This window comes from Micromonospora sp. CNZ280 (genome assembly GCF_011759515.1).
Genome location: NZ_JAAOYP010000001.1, coordinates 307,799 through 325,669 on the forward strand (window position 1 = coordinate 307,799; position 17,871 = coordinate 325,669).

Consider the following 17,871-nt stretch of genomic DNA (forward strand, 5'->3'; position numbering starts at 1 on the left):
GACGTGTCGTTGGGCACCTCACTACGCGCCCTGTGCCCGGTGGTGACAAGATGACCGAGGTGGGGTGTGTCCGTGCGACCCCGCCGTGACCCCCGATGCAGCGACGCGACCTGGGAGTTGGACGTGAGCGAGCCGAACGACGCAACCTTCGACATCGTCATCCTCGGAGGTGGCAGCGGCGGCTACGCGGCGGCGCTGCGGGCCGCCCAGCTGAACCTCTCCGTCGCGCTGGTCGAAAAGGGCAAGCTCGGCGGTACCTGCCTGCACAACGGCTGCATCCCCACCAAGGCCCTGCTGCACGCCGCCGAGATCGCCGACCAGACCCGCGAGTCGGAGCAGTTCGGCGTGAAGGCCGAGCTGGTCGGCATCGACATGGCGGCGGTGAACTCGTACAAGGACGGCGTCATCGCCCGGCTCTACAAGGGTCTGCAGGGCCTGGTCGGCGGCGCCAAGAACATCACCTTCGTGGCCGGCGCCGGCAAGCTGGTCGGCAAGAACGTCGTCGAGGTCGACGGCAAGCGCTACACCGGCCGCAACGTCATCCTGGCCTCCGGCTCGTACGCCAAGAGCCTGCCCGGCCTGGCGATCGACGGCGAGCGGATCATCACCAGCGACCACGCGCTGACCCTGGACCGGGTCCCGTCCTCGGCGATCGTGCTCGGCGGCGGCGTGATCGGCGTCGAGTTCGCCAGCGTGTGGAAGTCCTTCGGCGTGGACGTGACGATCATCGAGGCGCTGCCCCGGCTGGTGGCCGCCGAGGACGAGGAGTCGTCGAAGGCGCTGGAGCGGGCCTTCCGGAAGCGGAAGATCAACTTCAAGGTCGGCAAGCCGTTCGAGAAGGTCGAGAAGACCGACAACGGCGTCAAGGTGACCATCGCCGGCGGCGAGACCGTCGAGGCCGAGCTGCTGCTGGTGGCCGTCGGCCGCGGCCCGAACACCGCCAACCTCGGCTACGAGGAGCAGGGCGTCAAGATGGACCGCGGCTACGTGCTGACCGACGAGCGGCTGCGCACCAGTGTGCCGAACGTCTACGCGGTCGGCGACATCGTGCCCGGCCTCCAGCTCGCGCACCGCGGCTTCCAGCAGGGCATCTTCGTGGCCGAGGAGATCGCCGGCCAGAACCCGGCCGTGATCGACGAGGCCGGCATCCCGCGGGTCACCTACTCCGACCCGGAACTGGCGTCGGTCGGCCTCACCGAGGCGAAGGCCAAGGAGCAGTACGGCGCCGACAAGGTCAAGACCTACAACTACAACCTGGGTGGCAACGGCAAGAGCCAGATCCTCAAGACGGCCGGCTTCGTGAAGCTGGTCCGGCTGGAGGACGGCCCGGTGGTCGGTGTCCACATGGTCGGCGCCCGGGTCGGTGAGCTGGTCGGCGAGGCACAGCTCATCTACAACTGGGAGGCCTACCCGGCCGAGGTGGCGCAGCTCGTGCACGCCCACCCGACGCAGAACGAGGCCCTGGGCGAGGCGCACCTGGCCCTCGCCGGCAAGCCGCTGCACGCGCACGCCTGATCGAGAACTGATTCCGCGGCGTCCGGCGGCAGACGGGCGAGATCGCACCAGGGGAATGAAGGAGTCTTAAGAGATGCCGGTATCGGTCACCATGCCCCGGCTCGGCGAGAGCGTCACCGAGGGCACCGTCACGCGCTGGCTCAAGCAGGAGGGCGACACCGTCGAGGTCGACGAGCCGCTGCTCGAGGTGTCGACGGACAAGGTCGACACCGAGATCCCGTCCCCCGCGGCGGGCGTGCTGAGCCGGATCGTGGTCGGCGAGGACGAGACCGCCGAGGTCGGCAGCGAGCTGGCCGTGATCTCCGGTGAGGGCGAGGCCGCCGGCGGCGGCGAGGCCGCCCCGCAGCAGGAGCAGCCGGCCGAGCAGGCCGCCGAGGCGGCCGCGGAGCCGCAGGCCGAGGCCGAGCAGCCGGCCGTCGAGGAGCCGGCGCCGGCCCAGGCCGCCCCGGCGCCGTCGGGCGGGGGCACCCCGGTCACCATGCCGGCCCTCGGCGAGAGCGTCACCGAGGGTACGGTCACCCGCTGGCTCAAGCAGGTCGGCGAGACCGTCGAGGTGGACGAGCCGCTGCTGGAGGTCTCCACCGACAAGGTGGACACCGAGATCCCGTCCCCGGTCGCCGGCACCGTGCTGGAGATCAAGGTCGCCGAGGACGAGACCGCCGAGGTCGGCGCCGAGCTGGCCGTGATCGGTGCCGCCGGCGCGGCCCCGGCCGAGGCGAAGCCCGAGCCGAAGCCGGAGCCCAAGGCCGAGGCGAAGCCCGAGCCCAAGCCGCAGCCGAAGCCCGAGCCGCAGGTGCAGGAGCCGACGCCGGGCATGTCCTACAACGAGCCGGCGGCCGAGGCCGAGACCGCGGCCCGGCCGGCGCAGGCCGAGCAGCGGGCGGTGCCGCCGGCGCCGACGCCGCAGCCGCAGCGCCCGTCCGCGCCCGCCCAGGGTGGCGGCGAGGAGGCGGCCGGCTACGTGACCCCGCTGGTGCGCAAGCTGGCCAGCGAGCACGGCGTCGACCTGTCCTCGGTCAACGGCACCGGCGTGGGTGGCCGGATCCGCAAGCAGGACGTGCTGGAGGCGGCCGAGCGGGCCAAGGCGGCGAAGGTGGCTCCGGCTCCGGCGCAGCCCGCGCCGGCGGCGGCCCCGGCCAAGCCGGCCGCGAAGCCGACCCCGAGCACGAAGCGGGGCACCACCGAGAAGCTGCCGCGGATCCGCGCGGCCATCGCCAAGCGGATGCACGAGTCGCTGCACGAGATGGCGCAGCTCACCACGGTGATCGAGGTGGACGTCACCAAGATCGCCAAGCTGCGGGCCCAGGCCAAGGACTCCTTCCTCCAGCGGCACGGCGTGAAGCTGTCCTTCCTGCCCTTCTTCGCCCTCGCGGCGGTCGAGGCGCTGCAGACGTACCCGATCGTCAACGCGCGGATGGACCTCGAGGGCGGGACGATCACCTACCCGGACGCGGAGCACCTCGGCATCGCCGTGGACACCGAGCGGGGCCTGCTGGTGCCGGTCATCCACAACGCCGGCGACCTGAACCTGGGCGGGATCGCCAAGCGGGTGGCCGACCTGGCCGAGCGGACCCGGACCAACAAGATCAGCCCGGACGAGATCGCCGGGGCGACCTTCACCCTGACCAACACCGGCAGCCGGGGCGCCCTGTTCGACACCCCGATCGTGCCGTCGCCGCAGTCGGCGATGCTCGGCACGGGTGCCGTGGTCAAGCGTCCGGTCGTGGTCAACGACCCGGAGCTGGGCGAGGTGGTCGCCGTCCGGTCGATGATCTACCTGGCGCTCTCCTACGACCACCGGCTGATCGACGGCGCGGACGCGGCCCGCTTCCTGACCACGGTCAAGGAGCGGCTGGAGGCCGGCAACTTCGAGGCCGAGCTGGGCCTGTAGTTCGGTGACGCGAAAGGGCGCCCCGGTGACCGGGGCGCCCTTTCGCCGTCTCGGCGGGCGGTCAGGCCGCCCGCAGGGTCTCCTCCGAGACCCGCCAGAGCCGCTCGGCGGCCTCCGGGTCCCGGGCGTACGGGGCGTAGCCGGTGCGCGTGCCCGGCTGGTTCGGGCCGGCCTCCTGGCAGTCCTCGAAGTAGCGCCCGCCCACGCCGTTCAGCAGTGGCGACGTGGCGACCAGCACCGACGTGGCGGCGCCCTGCTCCGGGGTCTTCCAGTGCGCGGCTCCACCGCCGCTCTGCGCCCGCATCCGGTCCAGCTCCTCGTCGCTGACGTAGCGCTGGAGATTGGTCCGGATCGCGCCCGGCATCAGCGCGTTGACCAGGATGCCGTCGTCGGCCCAGCGTCGGGTCGCGTCCACCGCGAAGAGCACGTTGGCCGTCTTGGACTGCCCGTACGCCTGCCACGGGTCGTACGGGCGGCGCTCGAAGTGAATGTCCTCGAAGACCACCGGCGAGCGCAGGTGGCCGGCCGAACTGACCGACACGACGCGCGCGCCGCCGGCCGCGGCCAGCGATCGGTGCAGGCCGGTGGTCAGCGCGAAGTGGCCCAGGTGGTTGGTGGCGAACTGCATCTCCCAGCCCTGCGGGGTGCGCATCTCCGGGGACGCCATGATGCCGGCGTTGTTGACCAGGATGTGCAGCGGGCCGTCCCAGGTCGACACGAAGGTGGCCACCGAAGCCAGGTCCGCCAGGTCGAGCGGGGCGACGAGGACCTTGTCGTTGCCGGTGCTGCCGGTGATCTCCGCGGCGGCCCGCTGGCCGGCCTCGGGGTCGCGTACCGCGAGGGTGACCTCGGCGCCGGCGGCGGCGAGCGCGCGGGCGGTCTCCACGCCGATGCCGGACGCGCCGCCGGTGACGACGGCTCGCCGCCCGGCGAGGTCGATGCCCCGCACCACCTCCAGGGCGGTGCTCTCGCGGGTGAAGGGCGTGCTGACAGGTGTGCTGGTGGTCATGATCCGTCCTTTGTCCGGCCCGGCGCGGACCCGCACCCGGCCGCTACGATGAGAAGCGGAGGACCCTCCGCTACGGTCGAGCGTAACCGGAGGAGCCTCCGTTTGCCAACCGGCCCCGCGGCCGCGGACGACACCAGGAGGAGCCGTGCCGGGAGATGTCCCCCGACCGTTGCGCGCCGACGCGCGACGCAACCGCGAGCGCCTGCTCGACGCCGCGGTACGGGCGTTTTCCCGACCCGGCGCGGAGGTAACCCTGGACGCCGTCGCCAAGGACGCCGGGGTCGGCATCGGCACCCTCTACCGCCACTTCCCCACCAGGGAGGCGCTGGTCGAGGCGGCGTACCGCAACGAGTTGGCCAAGCTCTGCGACTCGGCGGAGGACCTGCTCGGGCAGTTGCCGCCCGACCGGGCCACCCGGGCGTGGATGGACCGGTTCGTCGACTACCTCGCCACGAAACGCGGCATGGCCGACGCGCTGCGCCAGGTGATCGCCGCCGGCAGCAACCCGTACGCGGAGAGCCGCGACCGGCTGATCGCCGCGCTCACCCGGCTGCTCGACGCGGCGGCCGCGGCCGGCGCGGTGCGGCCGGACGTCCGGCCGGAGGACGTGCTGGCCGGGCTGAGCGGGGTCTCCCTCGCCGCCGGCGAACCGGCCCAGCGGGAGCAGGCCAGCCGCCTGCTCGACCTGATGATGGACGGACTGCGGTACCGGGCGGCGGGCTGAGCCCGTTCCTGCCCCCACGTGAGGGGCGCGCTGCGACAGTGGGGTGATGGGTGGCATCCGGTGGCGCGGGCGGTTGGGCCCGGCCATCGCGATCGCCCCCGGCGCCCGGGTGGACCGGTTCGAGGTCTTCTTCGACCTGGTCTTCGTCTTCTCGTTCTTCATCATCACCCGGGCCACCGCGATGGACGTCTCCGGCCGCAGCCTGCTGCACGCCATGCTGGTGCTCGCCGTGCTCTGGTGGGTCTGGGTGGTGCACTGCGTGGTGGCCACCCGGGTCCGGCTCGGCGAGGGCTTCGTCCCGGCGCTGATGGTGCTCGCCATGGCGGCCCTGTTCTGCTTCGCGCTCTCGCTGCCCCAGGCGTTCGGCCCGACTCAGGAGATGGCCGCCGGGCCGATGGTGGTCGCGATCAGCTACCTGGTGATCCGGAGCGTGCACCTGCTGCTCTACTGGCACGTGGCCAAGGAGCGGCCCGGCGAGCGCCGGCTGCTGCTGAAGTACTCGCCCGAACTGGTGACCAGCACGGTGCTGCTCGTCGGCGCCGCGCTGATCCCACCGCTGATCGACGATCCCGGCCTGGCCGGCGGCGTGCGGGACGGCCTCTGGATCAGCGTGGTCGTGCTCCAGTACGGCATGGGCCTGGTCGCCGGCGCCTGGGGCTGGACGGTGACCTCGGCGGAGCACTGGACCGAGCGGTACGACCTCATCCTGATCATCGCTCTGGGCGAGTCGGTGATCTCGGTCGGCGTCGGCAGCAACCTGCTCGGCCAGCCGCCGACCTGGCCGGCCGTCGCGGCGGCGGTGCTCGGCATCTTCTTCACCGCCGCGCTCTGGTGGGCGCACTACGACGTGGTAGGGCCGGCCGCCCGGATCGCGCTGCACGTGGCGAAGGGCCGTGCCCGGGTCGCCATGGCGCGGGACGCCTACGCCTACTTCTACCTGGTGATGATCGCCGGCATCATCCTGTTCGCGCTGGGCGCCGAGGAGATCGTGCACGACATCGCCAACCCCGAGGTGCCGGTGACCGAGCCGCCGCACGGCCCGGGCGTACCGCTGCTCTTCGGCGGGGTGGCCTGCTACCTCTCTGCGAACATGCTCTTTCAGCTGCGCACCCTGCGCACGCTCTCCTGGACCCGGCTCGGCGCGGTGGTGCTGCTGGTCGCCGCCATTCCGGTCGCCGGGGACCTGCCCGGGCTCGCCGCGTTGACCCTGCTCACCGCCATCTGCGTGAGCCTGGTGACGGTCGAGGTGGCCGTGATGGCCGACTCCCGGCGCGCCCTGCGCGACGTGGTCTTTCAGGAGAAGGCCGAGCACGAGGCGCACGAGGCCGCCGTCCGCGCCCGCTGGCACGACCACGCCGAGCACGAGCCCTCGACATGAAGCGCTGCTTCGTAGCACTTCGTAGCACATGACCCTAGAAACGGTGTGGGGCTGAGCACGCTCATAGAGAGATCACGCAGCGCGAACTGCGGAACGAATCGGGCGCGATCATGCGCGGGGTCGAGCGCGGGGAGTCTTTCACCATTACCCGAAACGGCACCCCGATCGGCAAGCTCATCCCGCTCCGCCGACGCACGTTTGTGCCGCGCGCAGAGGTGATCGCCGCCTTCGCAACCGCGCCGCGGCTCGACGCCGAAGCTCCGTCGCGACATCGACTCATTGGCCGATCAGGTCAGGATCCGATCAGTCCGACGGCCGTAACCCGGTGCGGGTCTGCCGGTAGCAGAAACGGGGCGGTTCGGCTGGCCGCCCGGGGCAGGCGGGCGGCAGGGTGGGCGAATGGCGATCTTCTCCCTCCAGGCGCAGCCGTCCGACGGCCCCGGCTGGCTCGACCTGGCCCGGCGGGCCGAGGCGGCCGGCTACGACGCGCTGCTCGCCGCCGACCACCCCGGCGCGGTCGCGTCGCCGTTCGTCGCGCTGGCCGCCGCGGCCGCGGTGACCTCCACGATCGGCCTCGGGTCGTACGTGTCGAACGCCGGGGTCCGCGAGCCGATGCTGCTCGCCTCGGACGTGGCCACCCTCGACCTGCTCTCCGGTGGCCGGGCCCGGCTCGGCATCGGCGCCGGGCACACCTCGGCCGAGTGGCGGGCGGTCGGCCGCGAGCGTCCCGACGTCGCCGGCCGGGTCCGCCGCTGCGTCGCCGTCGCCGAGGCGGTCCGGGCCCTGCTCGACGGCGACGAGGTCACCGTCGACACCCCGGCGTTGGCGATGCGGGCCGCCCGGCTGGACAATCCGCGACCGGTGCAGCGGCGGGTCCCGCTGACCTTCGGCGGGGCGAACTCGACGCTGCTGCGCTGGGCGGGCGCGCACGCCGACGTGGTCGGGCTGGCCGGGCTGGGCCGGACCCTGCCGGACGGGCACCAGCACGAGGTGCGCTGGCGGGCGGCGGAGATCGAGCACCAGTTGGAGTGCGTGGCCGCCGGGGCGGCCGGGCGGGCCGAGCCGCCGGTGCTGGAGGCCCTGGTGCAGCAGGTCGCGCTGACCGACGACGCCGAGGCGGCCGCCGCGCAGACCGCCGCGGAGACCGGCCTCACCATCGCCGAACTGCTGGCCACCCCGTTCGTACTGATCGGCACCGAGGACGAGATCGTCGCGGCGGTCGCCGAGCACCGGCGCCGCTGGGGGGTCACCCGCTTCGTCGTACGCACGGACGCCCTCGACCCGCTCACCCCGGTGCTCGCCCGCCTGGCCCACGCCGGCTGAGCGACGGCTCCCCGGCTCCCCGGCTCCCCGGCTCCCCGGCCTTCCGGCCTTCCGGCCTTCCGGCCTTCCGGCCTTCCGGCGGAAGTGTGACGGTCGAGCGTGATACCTCTGAGTCATATTGATGCCTCAGAGGTATCGACACGACCACGGCGACCACGGCCGCAGGTAGCCGCGCCGCCTCATGATCGCCTGACGGCGAGCAGGGCGTGCCGCCGGCTCAGCCCCTGCGCGCGACGTCATCCGATCTTCGAGGCAGCGTCAGGCGGGGCCGGGAAGGCGGTCGTAGAAGCGGATCTTCTCGCGGAGGTGGTCGTACTGGCGCTGGAGCAGGCGCATCTGCTCCTCGACCCGCTCGGCGTGCCGCTGCAGCAGCGCCCTCCGCTCGCCGGCGGTGTGGTCGCCCTCCCGGGCGAGTTCGGCGTACCGGCACATCTCGGCGATCGGCATGCCGGTGTCGCGCAGGCAGCGGAACAGCACCAGCCAGCTGAGGTCCTCGTCGGTGAAGACCCGCCGCCCGCCCGAGGTGCGGCCGACGCCGCTGAGCAGGCCGATCTTCTCGTAGTACCGGAGGGTGTCGAGGCTGAAGCCGCTGCGCCGGGCGGCTTCGGAGGGGGCGTAGCCGGACATGGCGGCAGCGTAACGCTTGACCTGGAGCGCGCTCCAGGTTGAAGGCTGGGCGCATGACGATGACACGGACACTTGGTCGCAGCGGAATCGAGGTCAGCGCGCTCGGCATGGGGTGCTGGGCGATCGGCGGCCCGCTGTGGGGCGACGGCGGCCAGCCGTTCGGCTGGGGCGAGGTCGACGACGACGAGTCCGTCCGCACCATCCACGCCGCGCTCGACGCGGGCGTCACGCTCTTCGACACGGCCAGCAACTACGGCGCCGGGCACAGCGAGCGGGTCCTCGGCCGGGCGCTCGCCGGCCGGCGCGACCGGGCGGTGATCGCCACCAAGTTCGGCAACCGCGCTGACGAGGCGACCCGACGGTGGACCGGCACCGATGCCAGCCCCGCCTACTGTGTGCAGAGCCTGGAGGAGTCGCTGCGCCGGCTCGGCACCGACCACGTCGACCTCTACCAACTGCACATCAACGACCTTCCGGCGGCCGTCGCGCTCGACCTGGTCGACACCCTGGAGGACCTGGTCGGCCAGGGCAAGATCCGGGCGTACGGGTGGAGCACCGACAACCCCGCCTCGGCGGAGGCGTTCGCGAAGGCCGGGCCGCACTGCGCGGCGATCCAGCACGACCAGTCCGTGCTGCTGGACAACGCCGCGACACTGGCCGTCTGCGAGGCGTACGGCCTGGCCAGCCTCAACCGGGGACCGCTGGCGATGGGGCTGCTCACCGGCTCGACCCGGGCGGTCGGCCGGGACGACGTACGCGGGATGGCGCCGGAGTGGCTGGTCTGGTTCACCGACGGGCGGCCGACGCCGGCCTGGGCGGCCCGGGTCGAGCAGATCCGGGCGGCGCTCACCGCGGACGGCCGTACCCTCGGTCAGGGCGCGCTCGGCTGGCTGCTGGCCCGCAGCCCGCGGACGGTGCCGATCCCGGGCTGCCGCACGGTGGCGCAGGCCGCGGAGAACTTCGCCACCCTCGCCCTCGGCCCGCTGCCCGACGACGCGTACGCGGAGGTCGAGCGGCTGCTGGCCGACCTGCGGCAGCCGTCACCGGTGGGATGAGAGAAGATCCACCCGGCTCAACGCATCCGGTTCGCCGCCCGTATCCGAAGATATGAGCATGCGGATCCTGATGGCCGGCGCGTCCGGCTTCCTCGGCACCCGCCTGGCCGGCCGGCTCGTTGCCGACGGGCACCAGGTCACCCGGCTGGTCCGGCGTCCGCCTCGCGGCCCGGACGAGCGGCAGTGGAACCCGTCGGCGGCGCAGCTCGACCCGGCGGTGGTCGCCGGCTCCGACGCGGTGGTCAACCTGGCCGGCGCCGGGGTCGGCGACCGGCGCTGGAACGAGGCGTACCGGCAGCTCATCCGGTCGAGCCGGGTGGACACCACCACCACGCTGGCGATCACCATCGCCGGCCTGCCGGCGGCGGACCGGCCGGCGGCGCTGCTCAACTCGTCGGCCGTCGGCTGGTACGGCGACACCGGCGATCGGGCGGTGGAGGAGGACGCGCCGGCCGGCGAGGGCTTCCTGGCCGACGTCTGCCGGGTCTGGGAGGCCGCGACCCGACCGGCCGAGGACGCCGGCGTACGGGTGGTGCGGATGCGGATCGGCCTGCCGCTGCACCGCGACGGCGGGATGCTCAAGCCGCAGCTGCTGCCGATGCGGCTGGGCATCTCCGGCAAGCTGGGCGGCGGCCGGCAGTGGTGGCCGTGGATCTCGATGGCCGACTGGCTGGCGGCCACGGTGTTCCTGCTCGACTCCGACACCGTCGCCGGACCGGTCAACGTGGTCGGTCCGGCCCCGTCGACCAACGCCGAGTTCACCCGGGAGCTGGCCCGGCAGCTGCACCGCCCGGCGTTCATGCCGATCCCGGCGCTGGCGCTGAAGGTGGTGCTCGGCGGCTTCTCCGTCGAGGTCCTCTCCAGCTCCCGCGTCCTCCCCGCCGCCCTAACCGCCGCCGGCTTCACCTACCACCACCCCGACCTGGCCAGCGCGCTGCGCGCCGCCCTCACCGACCAACCTCCCGGCCCCCACCCCGGTTGATCACGAAGTTGTTGCCGCGACACGCCGGTGCGGGCGACAACAACTTCATGATCAAGGCGCGGAGGGTGGGGTCAGCAGCCGATCACCCAGTAGTTGGGGGCGGTCTGCTTGAGGGTGGTCGTGTAGAAGGTGTTGTAGAGGCCCATCCGCTGGTTGGAGCCGTTGGCGTAGGCGTAGCCGCCGGAGTGGTAGGCGCGGCCGGCGGTGACGTGCGCGTAGTTGCTGGCGGTGACGCAGGTGGGCGGAGCGCTCGGGCTGCTGGTCGGGCCGACCGTGGGGCTGGTGGTCGGGTCGGTGCCGCCGCCGTCCAGGCCGAAGAAGAGCGCGTCCCGGTAGGTGGAGCAGATGGTGTCCAGGAAGTACGCGGCGGTGCTGCCGCACTGATCGGCGCCGGAGCCGGGGTCGACCGGGGTGCCGTGCCCCATCCCGGAGACCCGGTAGACGCGGACCGCCTCGTTGCCGTACACCTCGAGGCTGGTGCCACCGGGCAGTTGGGCGGTGCTGGTCGGGGTCTGTGACACGCCGAGCACGTTGGTCCACTGATCCCGGGACTCGGTAGCGTTCGCCACCACCACCGTGTAGTCGCTGGTGCCGTGCCAGACGGCGACCCTGGGGCGCGGCCCGGAATAGCCGGCGTAGGCGTTGCGCACCAGGTCGCCCCACTGCGCGGGGGTCTTGTCCACCCCCGGGCTCATACAGGAGAACGCGTTCACCATGCCGGTGGCGCAGCGGTAGGGGATGCCGGCTATCACCGAGCCGGCGGCGAAGACGTCCGGGTAGGCGGCGAGCATGACAGCGCTCATCGCCCCACCGGCGGAGAGCCCGCTGACGTAGACCCGGTCGGCGGCGGTGCCGTAGCTGCTCCTGGCGTGGTCGACCATCTGCTTGATCGACAGTGCCTCGCCCTGGCCCCGGGCGGTGTCCCCGGTCTCGAACCAGTTGAAGCAGGTGTTGGCGTTGTTGGCGGACTTCTGCTCCGGCACGATCAGGGCGAACTTCCACTGGTCGGCGTACTTCTGCCAGCCTGAGTTGGCGAAGTAGCCGGCGGCGTTCTGGGTGCAGCCGTGCAGCAGCACCACGGCCGGGGCGTTCGCCGGCAGGTTGTCCGGCCGGTAGGCGTACATGGCGAGGTTGCCGGGGTTCGAGCCGAAGCCGGTGACCTGGGTGAGGCTGGCCGCCTGGGCGGGAGCGGCGACGGACAGCGCCGCCGCGGCGACGAGTACGGCCCCGGCGACGGCGCCGGTCAGCCGGGCGAGCAGGGATGGGGAGCGGCGCACGGGGGCCTCCTGTCGGGGATTGTGAACTGGGTCACCCGCGAATTGCCGCGACGTTACGACGATGTGTCGACGGTGTGACATGGGCCGCGCTCACACATTCACTGCCATCGAGGTGTGCGGCGACCGCCCCGGCCCGCCGCCGCGGCAGCCGTTCCGGCTGGTCGGCGCGGCGGGGCGACCAGCCGGCCCCGACACCGGCCGCCGAGCTTTCGGGTCTGACCGGCGTGTCCAGGTCCGGTTGGTAACGTCCGCTGCGTGCCGACCTCCCCGTCCCTGGCGCCCTCGCCCGCCTCGCCGCCGCGCGTCGCCCGCGACCGGCGGGCCGACCTGTACGTGGCGCTGGCCGCGCTGGCGCTCGCCCTCTGGGTGACCAGCGGCCTGTGGCGGGACCCGAACGTCCGCACCATCACCGTCAACTCCAGCGACCAGGCGCTGTTCGAGTGGCTGCTGGCCTTCGGCGGCCACGCGCTGACGCACGGGGAGAACCCGTTCTTCACGTACCTGATCAATGTGCCGGACGGGGTGAACCTCGCGGTCAACACCTCGATCACCGTGTACGCGGTGGTCTTCGCCCCGCTGACCTACCTGATCGGGCCGCCGGCGACCTTCCTGGTGATCCTCACCCTCAACCTGGTCGCCACCGCGCTGGCCTGGTACTGGCTGCTCTCCCGGCACCTGGTGCGCAGCCCGCTCGCCGCCGCGGTCGGCGCGCTGTTCACCGCCTTCTCCCCCGGCATGGTCTCGCACGCCAACGCCCACCTGAACTGGACCGCCGGCTGGCTGGTGCCGCTGCTGGTCTGGCGGGTGTTCGCGCTGCGCCGCCGGGAGCACCTGCTGCGCAACGCGGTGGTGCTCGGCGTGCTCGTCGCGGTCGCCTTCTCCATCGCGGCCGAGGGGCTCTTCTTCACCGCGCTCGCGCTCGGCGTCTTCCTCGCCGTCTGGGCGCTGCACCCGGCCCGCCGTGCCGAGGCCCGGGCCGCGCTGCCCGGCTTCCTGCGCGGGCTGGCGATCACCGCCGTGGTCGCCGGGGTGCTGCTGGCCTACCCGCTCTGGCTGCACTTCGCCGGCCCGCAGCGGTTCCACGGCACCGGCTTCGACGCGGTGATCCACTCCGAGGACGTGGTCTCGTTCGGGGCGTACCCGCGCCGGTCGCTGGCCGGCGAGGTGGGGCTGGGTACCCGGCTGGCACCGAACCCGACCGAGGAGAACTCGTTCTTCGGCGTACCGCTGCTGGTGCTCGCGATGGCCTGTTTCGTGGCGGTGTGGCGGCGCGCGGACCCGGGCCGGCGGGCCACGCTGTGGGCGATCGGCGTCACCGCGGTGGTCTTCACGGTGCTCTCCTTCGGGCCGGAGGCCAAGGTGGACGGCCGCCGCACCGACCTGCCGATGCCCTTCGACCTGCTCGGGCAACTGCCGGTGGTGAACGCCGCCCTGCCGGCGCGGCTGGCGCTGGTGGTGACGCCGATGATCGGGCTGCTGCTGGCGTACGCCGTCGACCAGTTGCGGGCCCACCCGCCCCGACGCCGGTCGACGCGGCTGGCCTGGCAGATCGGCTTCGTCGCGGCGCTGCTGCCGTTGGTGCCGACCCCGCTGCTGACCATCGAGCGCGAGCCGATCCCGCGGTTCATCACCGCCGGCACCTGGCGGGAGTACGTCTCGCCGGGCGGCGTGCTCACCCCGGTGCCGCTGACCCTGGACATCTACCCGGACGGCCAGCGCTGGCAGGCGTACGCGCTCGCGCACCGGCAGGGTGAGTTCGCCATCCCGTCGGGGTTCTTCCTGGGTCCGGGCGGGCCGGACGGCCGGGGCCGGATCGGCCCGATTCCCCGCCCGTTCGGCGCGCTGGTGGACCAGGCCGGTCGGGACGGCCTGGTGCCGATCATCACCGAGGGCTCCGTCGCCGAGGCGCGGGCCGACCTGCGGTACTGGCGGGTCGAGATCGTGGTGCTGCCGGACCAGGTGCACGGGGCGAAGTACGACGTGCACGAGGACGCCGTGCGCCGCACCGTGACCGCGCTGCTCGGCGAGCCGCAGCGGGTGGACGACGTGTGGCTGTGGCGGGTCCCGCCGGCCTGATCCCGCCCGGTCGGACCGTGCGCCGGCACCGCCCGGACGCGACCCGCGGTGAGCCGGCTCACCCCAGGTGACCGGCGAGTACGGGTCTAGGCTGGAACGCGTGACCACGACGACCCCCGGCCTCACGGCCGTCCGCGCCGGTGTTCTCGACTACCAGGCCGCCTGGGACGAGCAGCGCCGGCTGCACGAGTCGGTGGTGGCCGGCGAGCGCGGCGACACCGTGCTGCTGCTGGAGCACCCGAGCGTCTACACCGCGGGCAAGCGGACCGAGCCGTGGGACCGCCCGTTGGACGGCACCCCGGTCATCGACGTCGACCGCGGCGGCAAGATCACCTGGCACGGTCCGGGGCAGCTGGTCGGCTACCCGATCCTGCGCCTGCCCGACCCGGTGGACGTGGTCGCCTACGTCCGCCGCACCGAGCAGCTGCTGATCGACGTCTGCGCCGAGTTCGGGCTGGCCGCCGGCCGGGTCGAGGGGCGCAGTGGGGTGTGGGTGCCGGCGGACGACCGGGGCCCGGCCCGCAAGGTCGCCGCCATCGGCATCCGGGTCGCCCGGGGGGTGACCCTGCACGGCTTCTCCATCAACTGCGACTGCGACCTGGGCCACTTCGACCGGATCGTGCCGTGCGGCATCCGCGACGCCGGGGTCACCTCGCTCACCGCCGAGCTGGGCCGTCCGGTCACCGTGGCCGACGTGCTGCCGGTGGTCGAGCGCCGGCTGCCGACGCTGCTGGCCTGACCGCCCGTGGCAGCCCGGATCGACCTGGTCACTCTCGTCGTCGCCGAGTACGACCCGGCGATCGCGTTCTTCACCGAGGTGCTCGGCTTCGAGCTGGCCGAGGACTCGCCGTCGCTGACCAACGACGGCCGGCCCAAGCGGTGGGTGGTGGTCCGCCCGCCCGGCGGTGGGACCGGGCTGCTGCTGGCCCGCGCCGACGGCGACCGGCAGCAGGCGGCGGTCGGCGACCAGGTGGCGGGCCGGGTCGGCTTCTTCCTCCAGGTCGACGACTTCGACGCCACCTACCGCCGGATGGTCGACGCCGGCGTCGAGTTCGTCCGCCCGCCGCGCACCGAGCCCTACGGCCGCGTCGCCGTCTTCCGCGACCTCACCGGCAACCTCTGGGACCTCCTCGGCCCCGCCTGACCCCCACCCCACCCCCTCCCACCCCGCACCCCCGCGTTGACCATGAAGTTGTCGGCACGACACGCCGGTGCCGACGACAACAACTTCATGATCAACGACGACGGGGCGGGTGGGCAGGGGTTACGGGGTGAGGCGGTGGAGGTCGCGGGGGAAGCCGGTGGCCTGGCGGATGTTGGGGAGGGCCAGGAGGCGGGCGACGAAGCGTTCCAGGCCGATGGCGAAGCCGCCGTGCGGCGGCATGCCGTGCCGGAACGCGTCGACGTAGCCGGCGTACGGCTCGACCGGCTCGCCGCGCGCCGCGAGCGCGGCCAGGTAGTCGCCGTGCCGGTGCAGCCGCTGCCCGCCGGTCACCAGCTCCAGCCCGCGGAACAGCAGGTCGAAGCCGTTGGAGTAGGCCGGCCGCGCCGGGTCCGGGTGGGTGTAGAACGGCCGCTTCGCCATCGGGTAGCCGGTGACGAAGAGGAACTCGGAGCCGTGCTCCCGCCGCGCCCACTCCCCCAGCGCCCGCTCGTGCGCCGGGGCCAGGTCCGGCTCGTCGGCCGGCGCGCCGGCGATCTTCAGCGCCTCGGTGAAGTGCACGGCCGGGATCTCCGCCGGCACGTCCGGGGCCGACACCCCGAGCGTGGCCAGCGCCCCACCGGCGCGCTCACGCACGGCGTCGAGCATGCCGGCCAGGGTGTGCCGCAGCACGGCCATCACGTCCTGGTGGTCGGTGACGAAGCCCAGCTCGGCGTCGAGCGAGGTGTACTGCGCCAGGTGCCGGACGGTGTCGTGCGGCTCGGCCCGGAACACCGGCCCGACCTCGTAGACCCGCTCGAACACGCCCACCATCAGCTGCTTGTAGAACTGCGGCGACTGGGCCAGGTACGCGGGCCGGCCGAACCAGTCCAGCGCGAACACGTTCGCCCCGCTCTCGGTGGACGAGCCGACCACCTTCGGGGTGTGGACCTCCACGAAGTCGCGGGCGTCGAGCGCGGCGCGGAAACCGGCCACGGCCGCCGCCGAGACGCGCAGCGCCGCCGACCGGGTCGGGTGGCGCAGCGCGACCGGCGCGTGGTCGAGCTGGGTGGGCAGGCTCGCGGTCAGCTCCGGCCGGTAAAGGTCGAACGGGGGCGGCACGGCGGGCGGGCCGAGCGGTCGTACCACCGGCGCGGTGACCTCGACCCCGGCGGGCGCGGTGGCGTTCGCGACCGCCGTGCCGGTGACCTCGACGACGGTCTCCTCGGTCAGTGCCGCCAGTTGGGCGCGCGCGGCCGGGTCGGTGACCACCACCTGGGCGAGCCCGGCGGCGTCCCGGACGATCAGGAAGGCCACCGACTTGAGCAGCCGGCGGCGGTGCACCCAGCCGGCGATCCGGACGGGTTCGCCGACCTGGGCGGGAAGCTGGGCGGAAAGGATGCGTTGCACGGCGGTTACCTCCTCGATCAATCGCAACGCGATCCCCAGGGAGGCGTGGGCGAGCGGGATCCTCGCGGTGCCACCACACCTTCGCCCCCGCGGACGGGGGCCTCGTTTCGTCGCCTTTTCACCGGGGCCAGCCGGGCGGAGTCTACTGGGCGCGAGCGCCGTTCTTCCCGCAGCTCGGGAGGGTCTTCGCGGGCCGGCGCCAGACCGCCTCGCAGCAACCGGCGGCTCTCTTCAACTGGCGGGATCGGTCCGTTACTCGGCTCCGTCACAGCTTTGCCGGGCACGGTAGCAGGCCGGCCGGCCCGGATGTGACGCCTTTTCCGGAGGGGCGGGTGTCGACCGTCACAAGCCCCGCGGCGTGACGCCGGTCGCCCGACGTACATCGACGGCGGCCGTCGGGCGTAGGCTCGGATTCGTGACGATCGAGCACTCCGCGCCGACGACCGGCCCGGCCGCGCGTACCGCGACGCCCGCCCCCGAGGGGCGGCGCATGCTGCGGATCGAGGCGCGCAACGCCGAGACGCCGATCGAGCGCAAGCCGCCGTGGATCAAGGTCAAGGCCAAGATGGGCCCGGAGTACACCCAGCTGCGCGGGCTCGTCTCGCGCGAGGGGCTGCACACCGTGTGCCAGGAGGCCGGCTGCCCCAACATCTACGAATGCTGGGAGGACCGGGAGGCCACCTTCCTCATCGGCGGCGACCAGTGCACCCGCCGCTGCGACTTCTGTCAGATCGACACCGGAAAGCCGGCCGAGTTCGACGCCGACGAGCCGCGCCGGGTCGCCGAGTCGGTGGCCGCGATGGGCCTGCGCTACGCCACCGTCACCGGCGTGGCCCGCGACGACCTGCCCGACGGCGGCGCCTGGCTCTACGCCGAGACCGTCCGCCAGATCCACGCGCTCCAGGCCGGCTGCGGCGTCGAGCTGCTGATCCCCGACTTCAACGCCGACCCGGAGCAGCTCGCCGAGGTGTTCGGCTCCCGGCCCGAGGTGCTCGCGCACAACGTCGAGACCGTGCCGCGGATCTTCAAGCGGATCCGCCCGGCGTTCCGCTACGAGCGCTCGCTGGACGTCATCCGGCAGGCCCGCGCCGCCGGCCTGGTCACCAAGAGCAACCTGATCCTGGGCATGGGCGAGGAGCGGGCCGAGGTCTCCCAGGCGCTGCGCGACCTGCACGAGGCCGGCTGCGAGCTGATCACCATCACCCAGTACCTGCGCCCCTCCCCCCGGCACCACCCGGTCACCCGCTGGGTCAAGCCGGAGGAGTTCGTCGAGCTGCGCGAGGAGGCCGAGGAGATCGGCTTCGCCGGGGTGATGAGCGGGCCGCTGGTGCGCTCGTCGTACCGGGCCGGCCGGCTCTACCGGCAGGCGCTGGAGGCCCGCGAGGGCGCCGCGGTCGGCACCGCCGGCTGACCCGCCGGCACCACTGCCCGGCCGCCCGCCGGCCAGGTGCCATGATCGGCCC

At 73.2% G+C, this 17,871-nt stretch carries 15 protein-coding genes and 1 pseudogene; 12 read left to right on the forward strand and 4 right to left on the reverse strand.

All coding sequences use genetic code 11. From position 1 onward, the window contains the following. Positions 1 to 123 precede the first annotated feature (123 nt). Together lpdA and sucB are read left to right on the forward strand one after the other, a co-directional pair. Positions 124 to 1,515 (forward strand): dihydrolipoyl dehydrogenase, encoded by a 1,392-nt coding sequence (gene lpdA / locus FHX32_RS01395; protein ID WP_167178744.1) that lies wholly within the window; start codon positions 124 to 126, stop codon positions 1,513 to 1,515. 73 nt (positions 1,516 to 1,588) lie between these two features. Further along, entirely contained in the window at positions 1,589 to 3,406 is a 1,818-nt protein-coding gene (sucB, locus tag FHX32_RS01400) for a 2-oxoglutarate dehydrogenase, E2 component, dihydrolipoamide succinyltransferase (protein ID WP_167178746.1), read from the forward strand. Between the two features lie 61 nt (positions 3,407 to 3,467). Here the strand turns inward: sucB and FHX32_RS01405 are convergent, their stop codons facing one another. Beyond that, entirely contained in the window at positions 3,468 to 4,415 is a 948-nt protein-coding gene (locus FHX32_RS01405; protein WP_167178748.1) for an SDR family NAD(P)-dependent oxidoreductase, read from the reverse strand. Positions 4,416 to 4,560: 145 nt separating this feature from the next. Between FHX32_RS01405 and FHX32_RS01410 the strand changes: the two genes are divergently transcribed. The 4 genes and pseudogenes from FHX32_RS01410 to FHX32_RS01425 all read left to right on the forward strand — a co-directional run bounded on the left by FHX32_RS01410 (position 4,561) and on the right by FHX32_RS01425 (position 7,840). Beyond that, the gene (locus FHX32_RS01410; RefSeq protein ID WP_167178750.1) at positions 4,561 to 5,139 is read left to right on the forward strand and encodes a TetR/AcrR family transcriptional regulator; all 579 of its coding nucleotides are present in this window, start codon (positions 4,561 to 4,563) and stop codon (positions 5,137 to 5,139) included. A 46-nt stretch (positions 5,140 to 5,185) separates the two neighbouring features. Beyond that, positions 5,186 to 6,517, forward strand: a complete 1,332-nt coding sequence (locus FHX32_RS01415; protein ID WP_167178752.1) for a low temperature requirement protein A — start codon at positions 5,186 to 5,188, stop codon at positions 6,515 to 6,517. Positions 6,518 to 6,588: 71 nt separating this feature from the next. Then, a pseudogene (locus FHX32_RS34815) lies at positions 6,589 to 6,693 on the forward strand (type II toxin-antitoxin system Phd/YefM family antitoxin); the annotation flags it as partial. A 223-nt stretch (positions 6,694 to 6,916) separates the two neighbouring features. Further along, a complete protein-coding gene (locus tag FHX32_RS01425; RefSeq protein ID WP_167178754.1) occupies positions 6,917 to 7,840 on the forward strand; it encodes a TIGR03621 family F420-dependent LLM class oxidoreductase in 924 nt (307 codons plus the stop codon). Between the two features lie 258 nt (positions 7,841 to 8,098). Here the strand turns inward: FHX32_RS01425 and FHX32_RS01430 are convergent, their stop codons facing one another. Then, the gene (locus FHX32_RS01430; protein ID WP_167178756.1) at positions 8,099 to 8,467 is read right to left on the reverse strand and encodes a MerR family transcriptional regulator; all 369 of its coding nucleotides are present in this window, start codon (positions 8,465 to 8,467) and stop codon (positions 8,099 to 8,101) included. 53 nt (positions 8,468 to 8,520) lie between these two features. Between FHX32_RS01430 and FHX32_RS01435 the strand changes: the two genes are divergently transcribed. Both FHX32_RS01435 and FHX32_RS01440 read left to right on the forward strand, forming a co-directional pair. Continuing rightward, entirely contained in the window at positions 8,521 to 9,522 is a 1,002-nt protein-coding gene (locus FHX32_RS01435; protein ID WP_167178758.1) for an aldo/keto reductase, read from the forward strand. 58 nt (positions 9,523 to 9,580) lie between these two features. Then, entirely contained in the window at positions 9,581 to 10,504 is a 924-nt protein-coding gene (locus FHX32_RS01440; RefSeq protein WP_167178760.1) for a TIGR01777 family oxidoreductase, read from the forward strand. A gap of 71 nt (positions 10,505 to 10,575) precedes the next feature. Here the strand turns inward: FHX32_RS01440 and FHX32_RS01445 are convergent, their stop codons facing one another. Beyond that, on the reverse strand, positions 10,576 to 11,781 hold the full coding sequence (locus tag FHX32_RS01445) for an extracellular catalytic domain type 1 short-chain-length polyhydroxyalkanoate depolymerase (RefSeq protein WP_167178762.1): 1,206 nt from the start codon (positions 11,779 to 11,781) through the stop codon (positions 10,576 to 10,578). A gap of 255 nt (positions 11,782 to 12,036) precedes the next feature. Here FHX32_RS01445 and FHX32_RS01450 point away from each other — a divergent pair, with 255 nt between their 5' ends. From FHX32_RS01450 to FHX32_RS01460, 3 genes are all read left to right on the forward strand, one after another. Then, positions 12,037 to 13,857 (forward strand): DUF6311 domain-containing protein, encoded by a 1,821-nt coding sequence (locus tag FHX32_RS01450; protein ID WP_167178764.1) that lies wholly within the window; start codon positions 12,037 to 12,039, stop codon positions 13,855 to 13,857. A gap of 100 nt (positions 13,858 to 13,957) precedes the next feature. Further along, positions 13,958 to 14,596, forward strand: coding sequence for a lipoyl(octanoyl) transferase LipB (gene lipB / locus FHX32_RS01455; protein WP_167178766.1), 639 nt, complete (start codon positions 13,958 to 13,960; stop codon positions 14,594 to 14,596). Positions 14,597 to 14,602: 6 nt separating this feature from the next. Then, positions 14,603 to 15,001: a VOC family protein gene (locus FHX32_RS01460; RefSeq protein WP_167178768.1), complete on the forward strand. Its 399-nt coding sequence runs from the start codon at positions 14,603 to 14,605 to the stop codon at positions 14,999 to 15,001. 120 nt (positions 15,002 to 15,121) lie between these two features. Here FHX32_RS01460 and aspS read toward each other — a convergent pair whose 3' ends face one another. After that, the gene (gene aspS, locus FHX32_RS01465; RefSeq protein ID WP_167178770.1) at positions 15,122 to 16,408 is read right to left on the reverse strand and encodes an aspartate--tRNA(Asn) ligase; all 1,287 of its coding nucleotides are present in this window, start codon (positions 16,406 to 16,408) and stop codon (positions 15,122 to 15,124) included. Between the two features lie 358 nt (positions 16,409 to 16,766). On the opposite strand from aspS, the gene lipA reads away from it, so the two are divergent. Continuing rightward, on the forward strand, positions 16,767 to 17,819 hold the full coding sequence (gene lipA / locus FHX32_RS01470) for a lipoyl synthase (protein WP_167178772.1): 1,053 nt from the start codon (positions 16,767 to 16,769) through the stop codon (positions 17,817 to 17,819). The last annotated feature ends 52 nt before the right edge of the window (positions 17,820 to 17,871 follow it).